We start from the raw sequence: 14153 nt of genomic DNA on the forward strand, positions 1-14153 counted from the left end.
TCCAATATAAAAAATGGCATTAGAAGCCGGATACTTGCTGGGGCAGCCAAGTGGCAATTGCCGGGAACAGGGCGACTATCAGCAGGGTCAGCAGTTGGGCAAGAATGAAGGGCAGAACACCCCGGCAAACCTGCCCGTAGCTCATGTCTTTCGGGGCAATCGACAAGAGATAGAAGATCGACGAGGCCAAGGGAGGCGTCAGGTAACTGGTCTGAATCACAACGATGACCATCACGCCAAACCATAAGGGGTCCAGGCCACTTGCCACAATAAAGGGCAGGAACAAGGGCACGCAAATGAGCACGTTGGCGGTCCAGTCCAGCACAAAACCCAGCAGGAACACAATAGCCAGAAACAGGATGATCGTACCGGTACTGCCCAGTCCCAGATCGCTGGTCAGCATTTGCACCAGTCTGGCGCCGCCATTGGCAGCAAACGCCCCGGTAAACATGGTGCCCCCGGCCACAATCAACATGATCATGGCGGTAATGCGCACGGTAATGCGCAAGGCGCCGCTAAAGACCGTCCAGTTGAACTGACGATAGAACATGCACAGAACAGCCGCAGCCGCAGCGCCCAGGGCGGCTGCCTCGGTGGGGGAGGCGATGCCTTTCATCAAGGAGCCCAATACAGCGATGATCAGCAGCATCATGGGAACCAGACCACGCATGGTGATACTGATTTTTTCTCCGATAGGCCGGCGCATGTCCTCGTCATCGGCTCGTGGGCCCAGCTCCGGCTTGAGCGTGGTGGCAATGAGGATATAGGCCACAAACATGCCAGTCATCAGCAGACCGGGAAAAAGCATGGCCGCAAACAATTCCCCTACCGGTACCTGGGCCAGGGAGGCATAGACCACCGCCACCACCGAGGGTGGAATCATGGTGCCTAACGATCCGCCAGCGCAGATCGTGCCTGCAATCAGGGAGTTGTTGTAGCGAAAGCGTTTCATGGCTGGAATGGCCATCAGCCCGACCATGATTTCCACCGCCCCGACCACGCCTGCGGCAGCGGCAAAGGTAGCCGCCATGGCGATGGTGGCAATGGCCAGCCCGCCAGGCAGTCCGCCCAGCCAAAGCTGCATGGTGCGAAACAGGCGTGCAGCAATGCCTGAACGCTCCAGCAAGGCGCCCATCAGCACAAACATGGGAATGGCCGACAGGATATGGTTGGTGGCCGCTCCGTACAAGGCGCCATACATCTGGTCAAAAATCATGGGGCCAAAGGCGTACCACCCTGCCAGAAAGGCGGGCAGAATCAAGGCAAATGCTACCGGCATGCCCTGAAAAATCAGCAGAAACAAGGCTGGGAACATCAGTGCGGCGACCCATAAATTCATGGCGTCACCTCCGTGTGCTCAGGGCCCGCTTGCTTGGCGGCACAGCGCACGCCATGCGCCAGCAGTTGCAGGGTAAAGGCGATCAGGCCCAGGGCGATGCAGGCGTAAAACGGCCACATGAGCGGAGCCCAGGGGCTGACCATCTCGACCTCATTCAGCTTCCAGGCCATCCAGGCTTTGTGAATGCTGACTTTGCTCAACACGGCAAACAAAGGAAACAGCACCAGCAGATACAGGACCAGGTCTGAAATGCGAGCAAAGGACTTGGGCAAGTGCTTGCGAACCACATCAATGCTGATGTGTTCGTTCTGGCGCATGACCCAGGCCGTGCCCAACAGGAAAATGGCACCGTTCATCATGTAGGCCACATCGAACGCCCAGACCGTGGGGGCATGCAGAACGTAGCGTGCAAAGACTTCCCACACCATGGCCGTAACCAGAATGGCTGAGGCCAGTTCTGCCAGCCTGGCGCTGGCAAGGGCGATCAAGTCGATCAGTTTTGAAATAGGCTGCAGCATGGCAGCTCTCCTTCAGAAAGTAGGACTTAGTCGCGGATCAGGTAGTTGCTTTCGCTGCGCCAGCGGTTCAGAAACCCATCGTAGTCGGCGAGCAGGTTTTTCATGTAGTCGTTGCCCGACTGTGCCTGGGCGTCGGCTTTCTTGTGAACCCAGTCATTACCGGCATCGGCCAACTGTTTGATGAAGGCAGGGTCCAGCGTAATGACCTCGTTGCGCCCCTGACGATACTTTTCCATGGCCTTGATGTCGGCGTTATAGAAGTAGTCCAGCGATTGGTGGGTGGTCAGCTCTGCGGCAGCCTCGATAAGCTGTTGCAGATCGGCGGGAACTTTGTCCCAGGTGTCTTGCTTGAGCACGACTTCCCACATGAAGGTGGGCTGGTGTACACCGGGCACGACGATATACTTGGCCGCCTGATGAAAACCTTCGGGCGTGTTCGAGGAGGGGGTGGCCCATTCCACCGCGTCTACCCCTTTGCGCTGCAACAGCGTGTAGGTGTCGCCAGGGGGCACAACCGTGGGAACGGCGCCGAAATAGTCTTTCATCACATCCGCCCAGGCGCCAGACGTGCGGTACTTCAGACCCTTCAGGTCCTCTGCGGTACGGATGGGGGTGTTGGAGTGGGCCATGACTTCCGTGGACCCCAAACCCACAATCATGGTTTTCAGCCCACTTTTGGCGCGCAGCTCCTGCAACTTTTCCTTGCCGCCGCCTTCATACAGCCAGACGCGGTACGCATCGGGCCCCATACCACCGGGATAGCCCGCAAAAATGGCATTGGCCGGGTCCTGATTGACCAGGTAGCTGGAGGTGGAGTGACCCGCTTCCACCACACCCGTCTCTACCGCTTCAAATACCTTGAGGGCGGGCACGATGACTCCGGCCCCAAAGGGTTGGATCTCAACGCGGTCACCCGTCATCAACTTCACATTCTTTGCAAAGCGCTCCAGAAAGTTCTGGTAGAACGGAGAACCCTCAGGTACGGAAGTGGGCACGCGCCAGCTGATTTCGGCCGCCTGTGCCAGGCTCATGCCGCCCAGTAAAAACAAGCCGGCAAGCGTGGATGCACCAAGTTTGGTTTTCATGTTTGTCTCCAGTGGTTTTTTTATCGTCCCGCTCTGTCAGGGGCCTGAGGCCATGGCGAGAGCATGGAAAGCATCTTAATATTTTATAAATATATTAACAACATATTTAGATTGGGGTTTGTCCTAAACCGTTGTGCAGGGCTAGCCGGTGGCTCAGGCAGACGGAGAGGCTTGGAGAGGGAGACCTGCGCCACTTGTTAAATAGCAGGTCGATGTGTACCGAGGAGCCTAGGGCGCGACGCACGCGGTGCGCCGGGGGAGGGATACGGATGAGGGGGCTTTTCGATGGCCCGCGAACGGACTGGATCGTGGGTTTGCGTGTTTCGGGTCTTTCGTCGCTGCGGTCTAGCTGATACACTTTGCGGCTGCTTTTCTGCATGAAGCGCCGTGGGTGGTTGATAATCCGTCAGACGCGGTAAGGCCTAACCAGAAAGTGTGTTTGCGGTCATTTTGCAGTCGATGGGGCAGAACGGGGGCTTAACCCTCCCCTCTCGTTTGTGCTTATGTGTACGTGTCGACTCTGCATTGCTGGCTGGCAGAAACGCCCGCCGGGCCCATAGTTAAATGGATATAACTTTCCCCTCCTAAGGGAAGATTGCAGGTTCGATTCCTGCTGGGCCCGCCATTGCTGGGTAGGAAGCCGATCTGGCTGTATCGTCCGCCACGCTTCTTTTTGACACCCCAGACGTTCCCTCCTGATGTGATCCCTGACATTCTGCGCAGAATCGAGGGCTTGGCGTGTGTCCACCTCTTTTCAGGGAGCCAGCCTTGTCACGTGAAAAACAAGGCTGGCGGCAGACCCGCGCCCGGCGGGTCCGGCCAACAAGGCGGAAGATCGCAGTGGTGGCGAAAGCGCATCGCGCTAATGGAGAGGTCGCTTGCCTAGTTCCTTGAGCGAGTGACGGTGCGCGTTGGCTGCACTCCATGTGCTGACCGAGTTTCGTGTGGAAGACAGGTAGTCATTTAAATCCCCGCTCCAAAGTTTGAATCCCAGGCAACTTTCCCATTTGTCTTGCTGATAAAGCCAGTAAGTTTGGCAGACGGTGCAGCAAAACAGACTTTGTATTCCTTGAGCCCCGCAGTTTTCTGCCTGGGTGACGCGTTTCATATAGGTATGTTTTGGGGTGTGCGCCTTGGAAAGAGGCAGGTTTTGGCACAAAATGCACATGCCTTTATGGTCGATTTTGCCCACTTCTTGCTCCTTTTTAAATAAAGGCGATGAATAGGGTGTTTGAAAAAAGGCTGCAAGCTACTTTCTACAAAAACTATCAAACTGAAAGCAAGCTAGTCAGACCGCATCTTACAAATCTTGATGTGTCTTGGGTAGTGTCACCTGTAAAAAAATATTTCGTTCGCAAACAGCCGTAAATCGAGGGGGCCAGCAAGCCTTGGAAACGTTTGCTTATGCTCAGACATTGCCCGCTTGCCGCAGGCCTGAGCCGCGCTGCAACAAGTCTGCGCAGCCGCAAGGCATGTGAGCTTTCGCGCCTTGTGCTCAGTTGCTGGCTTTGGGGGCCGTCAGGGCGAAAGGGGCAGCGTACGTGTGGTTTACCGAGCCATCGGGCGGAAAACGTGTCATGGTTTGAAACCTGTTTTAATTTTGCCCAGTTTCGTTTTTATTTGAAATATATGCGGCTAAGCCCGGACTACACTGCCTTTATTTAGGAGGGATTAGCCATGAAAAACGACAAGGATTTTCTGGGCAAGGACGAGATGTTTTCCTCGGATTGTCGGGATCAGTCGCCACCGTTTGTGAAACCTTGCAAACCTGATTCCATAGACGGTTTTTTCGACCGTTTCGCCAAGGCAGTGACACGCTTTGCCGGCTCTCCTATCATGTTTTCCGTTGCGGTGCTGGCTGTGCTGGTATGGGCCTTGTCCGGCCCTTATTTTAATTATTCGGAAACCTGGCAGCTAATTATCAATACCGGCACCACCATTATTACGTTTTTAATGGTGTTCTTGATTCAGCAAAATCAAAACAAGGACAGCAAGGCCATACACATCAAGCTCGATGAACTTATTATTTCCTTGACGGATGCCAATGAGCGTCTGATTGATGTGGAAGAGCTGGATGAGAAACAGCTCAAGAAGCTGGAGGCCTACTATTCTGCGATTGCCTTGAAGGCACGCCGCCGTCTGGATGGGGACGCATAAAGAAAAAGGGCCGTAAGGCCCTTTTTATTAAAGCATTTTGCTGCGTTGCTGCTCGGCCCGTGAGGCTCCGATTGGTGTTTCGACCTGTTTTTGCTCTTCCGGTGGGGGCAGCACGGCGGGAAAGCCCAAGGACTGAATCCAAAGTTCGCGTGACCAGCCTTGCGTATGGTAGAGGTGGTGACCTTCATCGGGCGCGACTGCATCATGGGCCTGTTTAAGCAAGGAGGCCAGTGTCTTGTCCTTGCTTTGTTCGCCAACCAGTCCAATCAACTGCCAGTTCAGGTGATCTTTGGTTTCGGCCAGAATGACACATTCAGAGGCCACCAGCTCAGCAGCGTTGGGGTCGCCCGCTTGCTTGGCCAGTTCCATGGCCTTGACCAGCGCCGTGGCGATATGCTTTAAGACTTGTCGACCAGGAGTTTGCTTAGCAGGGTCCAGGTTCAGCTGCTCGAAAATACGCATTAACACTTGTTGATGTGTCATGGTTTCGTCCAGATAGCCTTCCCATTCTTTTTTCAGGTCCGGGTTCTGTGCGCAGGAGATGGCCGACTTATAGACTAGTTCCCCGCCTAATTCGGTTTCCAGGGCTTGATACAGAAGTTCATGCAGCTGTTCGGTGTTGGCTTTATGGCTTGTCATCGTTCGCTCCAGTCCAAAAGTTAAGGTAGGAAGCTTCACCTTAAAGGCTCTGGCGCTAACAGATTATGCGATTTGATGGGGAGTGATACGGGCTGTGAATGACGTAAGCCCCAGGTAACAAACGGCGTGTGTTCAGGTTGAAAAGGCTTATTGCCGATGACTGGCTAAAGCCCTTGCCGGCTTGTGGTAGGATTGTGCGCTTTATCGCAGTGACGGTGCCGGCTCAAAGGGCTGCCGCAGCGGGCTGCGACTCATTGTTGAACGCATCGTCTCGTCCGGCTGGGTGTTCTCCAGTGCCAGGCTGATGCACTGCAGCAGGGTAGTCATGACACTCCAAGGTTGGAAACGCCGCGTTTTTTACGTGGGTTTGTTTGAGTTTTTTGCTATTGTTTTTTCATCCTTCTTGCTGGCGTATTTTGCCGGGGGCAAGGCATCCGAGTCCGCCCCTATCGCTGTGGCGATCTCAGTCATTGCGATAGTCTGGAATTATGTGTTCAACACGGCGTTTGAACACTGGGAGGCCCGACAAACCGTCAAGGGCCGCAGCCTGTTACGCCGCAGTTTGCATGCCATTAGTTTCGAGGCCGGCCTGGTGGTGTTTATCGTGCCTTTGTACATGTGGTGGTATCAGGTTGGCCTGTTGGAGGCTCTGCGTATGGAAGTGGCCATTCTAGTGTTCTTCCTGATTTACTCCTTCATCTTCAGTTGGACGTTTGACCGTGTGTTTGGCTTGCCGGCCAGCGCCGCCTGAGCCTGGGGGTCGATGAAAAAGCCGCGTAAAGCGGCTTTTTTCTTATCCGGCCAGGGCTGGGCTTCCCGGTCTGTTCAGCCCAGTTCAGCTTGCCGGCGTGCCTGGCAGATGCGGGCGTGATGGATATCGGCCCATTTCACCAGTTCTCTCATGGGCGTCAGAAAGGACTGCCCCAGGTCAGTGAGTGTGTACTCCACGCGCGGCGGGACTTCCGCATAGAGCGTTCGCTGAACAAACCCGTCTGTTTCCAGGCGTTTGAGAGTCCGTGAGAGCATTTGGCGCGATATATCACCAATTTCCCGGCCTAGCTCATTAAAGCGCAGGGTGCCTGGCGCCAGGGCTTCCAGAATCAGCAGGCTCCACTGGTCGCCAATGCGATCCAGCACATCTCGAATGGGGCAGGGCTGCGCAAATTCTTCTTGCAAAGGACGGGGAGCGGGTGGAGCAGTGCTCGATGAGGGCATGGCTGAGGATCTTCCTGGGTTCAATAGTCACCTTCGTGTGACCTGGTCTGGCCGATGTGACTTCTTGTGGTCGCTCAAAAAACTGTCTAGCATCACACTTAATGGTCTATTTTATAGACCAGGTCTTTATTTGAGCACACAAGGAGCGTTTATGTCTCGTATTGCATTGATGGGGGCTTCTGGCGAAGTCGGCTCACGCCTGTTAAAAGAGCTGTCGGATCGTGGTCATACGGTGACAGCGATTGCCCGCCATCCCGAAAAAATAGTCAGCCTGCCCAATGTCAGGGCTGTTCAGGGTGATGTGAATGATCTGGATGGATTGATCGCACTGTTGAAAGGACACGATATTGCGGTCAGCGCAGTTCGTTTTGTGTCCTCAGATCCTTCCAAGCTGATTACGGCGGTTCGGGCGGCCGGTGTGCCGCGTTATCTGGTGGTGGGTGGCGCAGCCAGTCTGGACGTGGCCCCCGGTCAGCGATTGATTGATCAACCTGCCTTCCCGGATGCTTATCGAGCCGAGGCGCTGGGTGGCATCGCCTTTCTGGATCAACTGCGTCAAGAAAAAGAGCTGGACTGGACGTTCTTGTCGCCCTCCGCCGAGTTTGGCCCCGGCCAGCGCACGGGCACGTTCCGTATTGGTACAGACAGTCTTTTGGTGTCCGACCAAGGCAGCAGGATTTCTTACGAGGATTACGCCGTCGCGTTGGTCGACGAAATTGAGCGACCGGCTCATTCGCGACAGCGCTTTACCGTCGGTTATTGAGCCAGGAGCGGGATAGTGGGAGGATGTGATCTGATGGGTATCTCCAATTTTGTGGGCGGGCTTTTTCTGGTTGGGCACAAATGCAGCGTTGGCTGTCAATTCGCAAACTCGTGATGGGGGCAGGAAGAACGCCATCGTAAGTGAGTGATCGATTTTTACGATAGCGTCTTTAAACCGTACCGTATCGGGTTCAGGAAGCCGTGTTTGTCGCGCCGAGGACTATATCCAGCCCCATCCGCAAGCGCCAGACGGCAAGATCATGGAGCATTGGGTGGTGATTCAGGCTGTGCCGCAGGCCACCATTACTATCAACACCCTGTTTCAAGCCCAGTTGCGTGGGCTTGATGCTCTGCGCCGGTGTAAAGAGGGCGTATGGGTACCAGAAATAAAAGACCCGCCATCACTGACGGGTCTTTTTGTTGTAGGGGCAGTTAAAAGGACTGTTTTACGGACCAGCGTTTTTGCTGTTGTTTGGCAGGGTTTCACGTCCGGCCGCCTAAGCCGTCTGCATCCTGATCTTGGCTTCGCGGATCGGCAGATTGACGATGGCGGCCAAGGTGGCCAACGCAATATCGGCCCACCACATCCAGCTATAGTCCCCGAATCGGGTTAAGGCAATACCGCCTAGCCAGGCCCCTAGAAAACCGCCAATCTGGTGTGAGAACAAGGCCAGACCAAACAAGGTAGCCAGATAGCGTGTGCCAAATAGCTTGGCGACAATATTGGCCGTCGGCGGCACGGTAGCCAGCCAGGTCAAGCCCAGGCCCACCGCAAAAATATAGAACACCAGATCGGTTTTGGGCATCATCAAGTACCACAGAATCAGTACGGCCCGCGACGCATACATCAATGCCAATACGTATTTGCTGCGCCAGCGGGCAATGCAGGAACCGGCGGCAATGCTGCCAAAAATGTTTGCCAGACCAATCAGTGCCAGCGACCAGCTGGCTACCGAAGGGGGCAGGCCGCACAGATCAATTTCGCCCGGCAGATGCGTGACCAGAAAGGCAATATGAAAGCCACAGGTGAAAAACCCCAGGCTCAGCAGCAGGTAGCTGCGGTCTTTCATAGCATTTTTGAGGGTCTGGGCCAGGCCTGGCCCGCTGGCAGGCGGTGCCGGCGTGAAGGCCACTGCTTTCTGGGCCTTGTTGCCCACGCTGAGTTTGCGAATCAGTGGCAAGGTCAGCAATGCCGTTAGCGCCAGGACCCAAAACGTGGACATCCAGCCGACCCAGCCGATCAGTTTTTGAACCACAGGTGCAAAGACAAACTGGCCGAAAGAGCCGCCTGCATTGATCAGACCCGACGCCTGTCCACGCGCATGATCGGGAATGCGCTGGGCGGCGGCACCAATCAGCGTCGAGAAGCTGGCGGCGCCCGAGCCGATATTGGCCAGCAGCCCCAGCGTCAGTGTCAGGCCCAGGCCGGTGCCAATAAAAGGGCTTACCGCGCAACCCAGAGCCAGAATCAGCAGGCCCGCGATCAGTACCCGATCGGGGCCCCAACGGTCAGAGCACGCACCGGCAATCGGCTGGATTGCGCCCCAGGCCAGTTGCCCCACGGCCATGGCAAAGCTGATGGACAGGATGCCCATGCCGGTTGCTTTATCGATGGGGCCAACGAACAGGCCAAAGGATTGACGGATCCCCATGGTGACCATCAGGATGCCAGCAGCAGCCAGGGTCACCGTCATGACGGCAGGCTGGCGCAAAGATTGAAACATGGGGTCCCCTCTGATTATGCAGGCCTGAATTATCTGGCGAAAAGCCAGGCCGGTGCAATCACCTGGCCGGATGTGACGCGACTGGGCGGACAGTGTGGCTACATCTTGCCGCCCGATGCGCTCAGCCTTTTTCCAGACCGGCCTGTACCGGGCGCGCTCCCAGCACGTCGATCAGTACCTGGGGATGAATACCCAGCAAATAACCGCGTCGTCCGCCATTAATGTAAATGGTCTCGAACGCCAGCAATTCTTCTTCTAACCAAACGGGCATGGCTTTACGGGTAGCAAAGGGTGAGGTGCCGCCGACCAGATAGCCGGAATGCCGCTGGGCGACTTCGGGTTTGCAGGGGGCGATTTTTTTTGCCCCGGTTTGCCGAGCCAGGTTTTTGGTGGAGACTTCGCGGTCGCCGTGCATGACGATAATCAAGGGTTTGGCGTTTTCATCTTCCATGATCAGGGTCTTGGCGACCCGGTGCAGGTCCAGGCCCAACTGGGCTGCCGCTTCCATGGCTCCGCCGTGGTCGACATAGTTGTAGCTGTGCTCGCTAAAGGAAATGCCTTTTTTACGCAGCCACTGTGTGGCCGGTGTTTCGCTGACGTGTTTTTCTTTTGCCATATCGTGCTTGGGCGCTCAGGCGCGTGGGTGATGGGCCGCGTGCAGTGCTTTCAAGCGTTCACGCGCCACATGAGTATAAATCTGGGTGGTGGAAATGTCGGCATGTCCCAGAAGCATCTGCACCACGCGCAAGTCCGCCCCATGATTGAGCAGATGAGTGGCAAAGGCATGGCGAAGAACATGCGGGGACAAGGGGGCCAGGATACCGGCCTGGAGTGCATATTTTTTGACGATCAGCCAAAAAGACTGTCGGCTCATGCAGGTGCCGCGACCGGTAATAAACACAAAGTCGCTGCGCCGCTGTCCCAGTAAAGCGGGTCGGGCTTCGCGTAGATACCGGTCGACCCAGTGCATGGCTTCCTGCCCCAGGGGAACCAGCCTGTCTTTGCCTCCCTTGCCTTGGTCAATACGCAGTACGCCATCACTCAGGCTCAGGTTCTGCAAGGGTAATTCAGTCAGTTCGGTGACACGCAAACCGCAGGCATACAAGGTCTCCAGCATGCAGCGGTCGCGCAAGCCCAGGGGATGGTGGATATCTGGTGCGGCGAGCAGACGCTCGACCTGTTCTTCAGACAAGGTATGCGGGACACGCGGCGCCTGACGGGCACTGCTCAGTTCCAGGCAGGGGTCGTCCTGGCGCATGCCTTCCTGTACCGTCCAGTTGTAAAAGCGACGCAAGGTGGCCAGCCGCCGGTTGGCGGTGCTGGCCTTGCTCTGATCGGCTTGACTGGCCATCCATTCGCGCAAATCGCTGGCTTGCAGCTGTTCCAGGGCTTTGCCGTCGCGTTCGCGCTGCGCCCATTCCTGCAGGCGTTCCAGATCCTGCCGATACGCCTGCTGCGTGTTGGCGGCTAGGCCGTCTTGCAACCAGAGCATGGTGATGAAATCGGATATCAGACTGGCTGGCGTCATGAAAGAAAAGTGCTCAAGCGTGGCTGTCAGCGTGCCGTGGGCAACGCGGATCACAGGGGAAAGCCGCCATGCTATCACTCTCGGATGATGAACTTCATTCGGCAAGGGGCGCTGACTTGCGCTATATACCTATATATATTTCCTGATTATACTCATGCCCTACACCCGTTCCGGAGGAGAAAATCATGTTCAAACGTGTCGTATCGGTAGCCGCCTTATCCCTGTTTCTGCAAGGCACAGCCCAAGCCGATGAGTTGGTGGTGGCCGCTGCTGCCAGCCTGACCAATGCCTTCAAGGAACTGGCAGGCCAGTTTGAGGCTGAAAACCCGGGCACCAAAGTGCTGACCAGCTTTGCCGCCTCGGACGTGTTGCTGCAGCAGATCATCAACGGTGCCCCCGTGGATGTGTTCGCCTCGGCAGATCAGAAGGCCATGAACAAGGCCGAGCAGGCCAAGGTGCTTGACCCTGCTACACGCAAGAATTTTGTACAAAATCAGGTTGTGCTGATTGTGCCTGCTGACAATCCTGCCAAAGTGACCAATGCCGGCGATCTGGGCAAGCCCGAAGTCAAGCGCGTGGCTTTGGGCAACCCTGCTGTCGTCCCCGTTGGCCGCTACACCCAGGCGGCTTTGGAAAAAGCCGGGCAGTGGGAAGCCGTGAAGCAACGCGAGATTCTGGGGCAGAATGTGCGCCAGGTGCTCGATTATGTGGCTCGGGGGGAGGTGGAAGCCGGGTTTGTTTTCGCAACGGATGCTGCCATCATGAGCGACAAGGTTCAGGTGCTGGAAGTACTCAAGACGACCGAGCCGGTCACTTACCCCATCGCGCTGGTCCAGCGTGATGGTCGTCACGACAAGGCGCAGGCCTTCCAGGATTTCGTCATGTCCGAGTCTGGCCAGGCAGTGCTGGCAAAATACGGTTTTGCCCAACCTTGACAGGATATTGATTGCAGGATGACTTCACTTTGGATTCCCCTGAGCCTATCGCTCAAGGTCGCCGGTTGGGCGACCCTGCTGGCCTGTGTGCTGGGTATAGGGCTGGCCTATGCCCTGTCGCGCTGGCAGTCGCGCTGGTGCGATCTGCTCGACTCCGTCCTGACCTTGCCCATGGTTTTACCCCCTACGGTGATCGGCTATTACTTGCTGGTTCTGCTGGGCCGGCGCAGCAGTGTGGGTCAGTGGCTCTCCAGCATGGGGATTGAACTGGTTTTTACCTGGCAGGGGGCGGTAATAGCTGCGACGGTGGTCGCTTTCCCGATGATACTGAAAGCGGCCCGCGCCGCGTTTGAGGATGTGGACCCGCGTTTGGAAAATGCTGCCAGTGTGCTGGGCCTCAAACCCTTGGCGATCTTCTTTCGTGTCAGCCTGCCTCTGGCGGCGCGTGGCATTATGGCCGGCGTCTTGCTGGCCTTTGCCCGTGCCCTGGGCGAGTTTGGGGCGACCTTGATGATTGCCGGCAGCATACCGGGTCGTACCCAGACCATGTCGATTGCCATTTACGAGGCCGTCCAGGCGGGCGAGGATCAGCAGGCCCTGGTGCTGGTGGCGATTATTTCAGTGACGTGCGTACTGGTCTTGTGGAGTACCAGTGCGCTGTCACCACGTCATGTGCGTCGTAAAAGAGGGATGCAATGAGCCTGACGGTACAGATTCAACGCAGCGTGTTCAGCGAGGCGCGCCGCTTCGAGCTGAATATACAGATTCAGACCGAAGCCCGTCATATCGCCCTTTATGGGCCTTCGGGTTCGGGCAAGTCTTTGACGGTGCAAAGTGTGGCCGGTTTGTTGCGCCCTGAGCGTGGCCGCATCCAGATTGACGGGCAGCTTTATTTCGATTCCGAGGCAGGCATCAATCTGAAGCCGCGCGAGCGCCGGGTCGCTTATCTGTTTCAGGATTATGGTCTGTTTCCGCACCTGACTGCTGCACAAAATATCTGCTTTGGCCTGAACAAGGGTTTGTTCAATCGCTCTGTACGGACCCTGCCCGCCGCCGCCCAGCGATGGGTCGAAGCGTTTGAGCTGGAGTCGGTGCTTGGCAGCTACCCGGCCCAGTTATCAGGCGGGCAAAAGCAACGCTGTGCCTTGGCACGGGCCCTGGCGCTTGAACCGCGGTTACTGTTGCTGGATGAGCCTTTGGCTGCGCTGGATCAGGACTTGCGCAGCCGTTTGCGCGCCGAGCTGGCCCAGTTGCAAAAGCAGATTGATATTCCTACCATCCTGATTACCCATGACCCCGAGGATGCCCGAGTGCTGGTCGAGGAGGTCTATCGCATTCGGGATGGGCGCGTCCTGGAGTGCTGTGCCAGCGCGGACTTGAGCGCGCTTACAGCGTAGCAATCATCACACTGGACGCTTTGAACAGGGCATAGGCTGCCTGGCCTGCTTTCAGTTGTAGATGCTCGGTGCTGTCCAGCGTGATGCTGGCAGTGACTGTCAGGCCCTGTGGCAGCTCCAGGCGGACTTCGGCATTGACCGCACCGTTAATGACATCCGTAATCGTGCCAGGCAACTGATTGCGTGCGGAGAGCGTGCTGCGTGTGTCACTGGTCCCAATCATGATCGAAGACGATTTCAGAAAGGCCAGCACTTTCTGTCCTTCGCGCAAGCCCAGGTTCTCAGTGCTTTCATGGGTGATGGAGGCCACAACCGTTTGGCCCTGGCCAATGTCCACATGAATTTCATCGTTGACGGCACCGGCCTTGATCGAGGTGACGATGCCGGGAAGCTGGTTGCGAGCCGAGGTTTGCATAATCATGGTTTGGAGTAACTCCATCTGAGTGGCTACGGTAGGCATCAAACGGCCAATACGGTTCATGAAACGCTGGTGCAGCCGGTCATAGGTCTGATAGAGCTCCAGCAGTTCTTCGGCTTTTGGGGTCAGGGTGGCACCGCCGCCGCGATGGCCTCCGGTGCTGCGCAGCACCAGGGGTTCGCCCGCCATATTGTTCATGATGTCGATGGCGTCCCAGGCCGCCTTGTAGCTGATGCCAATATGGCGAGCCGCGGCAGAGATCGAGCCTTGCTCGGCAATGGCAGCCAGCAAAGCCATGCGGCGTGCGCTGCCCCAGGTATGGTCGCCAGTACGCAGCGACAAGCTGCCGGTTAATTCAGTGTTGGGGGTGTTTGAGCTAGACATGGTGCTAAGTGTAAGTGCGGGAACAAACAAGTGATAGAGCGTCGGTACAATG

General features: G+C 56.5%; 15 protein-coding genes and 1 tRNA gene. 7 read left to right on the top strand and 9 right to left on the bottom strand.

Annotated elements, in window-relative coordinates:
• Positions 1-19: 19 nt before the first annotated feature.
• The 3 genes from VF694_RS06400 to dctP are packed head-to-tail and all read right to left on the bottom strand — an operon-like array spanning position 20 to position 2942.
• Complete coding sequence (locus VF694_RS06400; protein WP_003803433.1) at positions 20-1339, bottom strand: TRAP transporter large permease; 1320 nt, start codon at positions 1337-1339, stop codon at positions 20-22.
• On the bottom strand, positions 1336-1857 hold the full coding sequence (locus tag VF694_RS06405; RefSeq protein ID WP_440163948.1) for a TRAP transporter small permease subunit: 522 nt from the start codon (positions 1855-1857) through the stop codon (positions 1336-1338). Before VF694_RS06405 ends, VF694_RS06400 begins: the two co-directional genes overlap by 4 nt.
• A gap of 26 nt (positions 1858-1883) precedes the next feature.
• Positions 1884-2942 carry a TRAP transporter substrate-binding protein DctP gene (gene dctP, locus VF694_RS06410; RefSeq protein ID WP_003803428.1) on the bottom strand — a complete coding sequence of 353 codons (1059 nt, stop codon included), beginning with the start codon at positions 2940-2942 and terminating at the stop codon, positions 1884-1886.
• Positions 2943-3492: 550 nt separating this feature from the next.
• Between dctP and VF694_RS06415 the strand changes: the two genes are divergently transcribed.
• Together VF694_RS06415 and VF694_RS06420 are read left to right on the top strand one after the other, a co-directional pair.
• Positions 3493-3567, top strand: a tRNA-Arg gene (locus tag VF694_RS06415).
• A 1052-nt stretch (positions 3568-4619) separates the two neighbouring features.
• A complete protein-coding gene (locus VF694_RS06420; protein ID WP_003803425.1) occupies positions 4620-5099 on the top strand; it encodes a low affinity iron permease family protein in 480 nt (159 codons plus the stop codon).
• A 27-nt stretch (positions 5100-5126) separates the two neighbouring features.
• Here VF694_RS06420 and VF694_RS06425 read toward each other — a convergent pair whose 3' ends face one another.
• Positions 5127-5738, bottom strand: a complete 612-nt coding sequence (locus VF694_RS06425) for a ferritin-like domain-containing protein (RefSeq protein ID WP_003803424.1) — start codon at positions 5736-5738, stop codon at positions 5127-5129.
• Positions 5739-6063: 325 nt separating this feature from the next.
• Between VF694_RS06425 and VF694_RS06430 the strand changes: the two genes are divergently transcribed.
• Positions 6064-6489: a PACE efflux transporter gene (locus VF694_RS06430; RefSeq protein WP_440163949.1), complete on the top strand. Its 426-nt coding sequence runs from the start codon at positions 6064-6066 to the stop codon at positions 6487-6489.
• Between the two features lie 74 nt (positions 6490-6563).
• Here the strand turns inward: VF694_RS06430 and VF694_RS06435 are convergent, their stop codons facing one another.
• Positions 6564-6953 (bottom strand): winged helix-turn-helix transcriptional regulator, encoded by a 390-nt coding sequence (locus VF694_RS06435; RefSeq protein ID WP_003803422.1) that lies wholly within the window; start codon positions 6951-6953, stop codon positions 6564-6566.
• Between the two features lie 151 nt (positions 6954-7104).
• Between VF694_RS06435 and VF694_RS06440 the strand changes: the two genes are divergently transcribed.
• Entirely contained in the window at positions 7105-7716 is a 612-nt protein-coding gene (locus VF694_RS06440) for an NAD(P)-dependent oxidoreductase (RefSeq protein ID WP_003803421.1), read from the top strand.
• Between the two features lie 496 nt (positions 7717-8212).
• On the opposite strand, the gene VF694_RS06445 is transcribed toward VF694_RS06440, so the two are convergent.
• The 3 genes from VF694_RS06445 to xerD all read right to left on the bottom strand — a co-directional run bounded on the left by VF694_RS06445 (position 8213) and on the right by xerD (position 10967).
• Positions 8213-9439, bottom strand: coding sequence for an MFS transporter (locus VF694_RS06445; protein WP_003803419.1), 1227 nt, complete (start codon positions 9437-9439; stop codon positions 8213-8215).
• A 121-nt stretch (positions 9440-9560) separates the two neighbouring features.
• On the bottom strand, positions 9561-10055 hold the full coding sequence (gene ybaK, locus VF694_RS06450) for a Cys-tRNA(Pro) deacylase (protein WP_003803417.1): 495 nt from the start codon (positions 10053-10055) through the stop codon (positions 9561-9563).
• Between the two features lie 15 nt (positions 10056-10070).
• Complete coding sequence (gene xerD / locus VF694_RS06455; RefSeq protein WP_039943829.1) at positions 10071-10967, bottom strand: site-specific tyrosine recombinase XerD; 897 nt, start codon at positions 10965-10967, stop codon at positions 10071-10073.
• A 185-nt stretch (positions 10968-11152) separates the two neighbouring features.
• On the opposite strand from xerD, the gene modA reads away from it, so the two are divergent.
• Genes modA through VF694_RS06470 form a run of 3 tightly spaced genes read left to right on the top strand, consistent with a single transcriptional unit; the run spans position 11153 to position 13299 of the window.
• The gene (gene modA / locus VF694_RS06460) at positions 11153-11902 is read left to right on the top strand and encodes a molybdate ABC transporter substrate-binding protein (RefSeq protein WP_003803413.1); all 750 of its coding nucleotides are present in this window, start codon (positions 11153-11155) and stop codon (positions 11900-11902) included.
• A gap of 18 nt (positions 11903-11920) precedes the next feature.
• On the top strand, positions 11921-12601 hold the full coding sequence (gene modB / locus VF694_RS06465) for a molybdate ABC transporter permease subunit (protein ID WP_003803411.1): 681 nt from the start codon (positions 11921-11923) through the stop codon (positions 12599-12601).
• Positions 12598-13299 (top strand): ATP-binding cassette domain-containing protein, encoded by a 702-nt coding sequence (locus VF694_RS06470; protein WP_003803409.1) that lies wholly within the window; start codon positions 12598-12600, stop codon positions 13297-13299. Before modB ends, VF694_RS06470 begins: the two co-directional genes overlap by 4 nt.
• On the opposite strand, the gene VF694_RS06475 is transcribed toward VF694_RS06470, so the two are convergent.
• Positions 13289-14101 carry a TOBE domain-containing protein gene (locus VF694_RS06475; RefSeq protein WP_440163951.1) on the bottom strand — a complete coding sequence of 271 codons (813 nt, stop codon included), beginning with the start codon at positions 14099-14101 and terminating at the stop codon, positions 13289-13291. The genes VF694_RS06470 and VF694_RS06475 overlap by 11 nt on opposite strands.
• Positions 14102-14153: the final 52 nt, after the last annotated feature.

Source organism: Alcaligenes sp. Lyrl_28 (genome assembly GCF_051948705.1).
In the GTDB taxonomy this organism is placed as follows: domain Bacteria; phylum Pseudomonadota; class Gammaproteobacteria; order Burkholderiales; family Burkholderiaceae_B; genus Alcaligenes; species Alcaligenes ammonioxydans.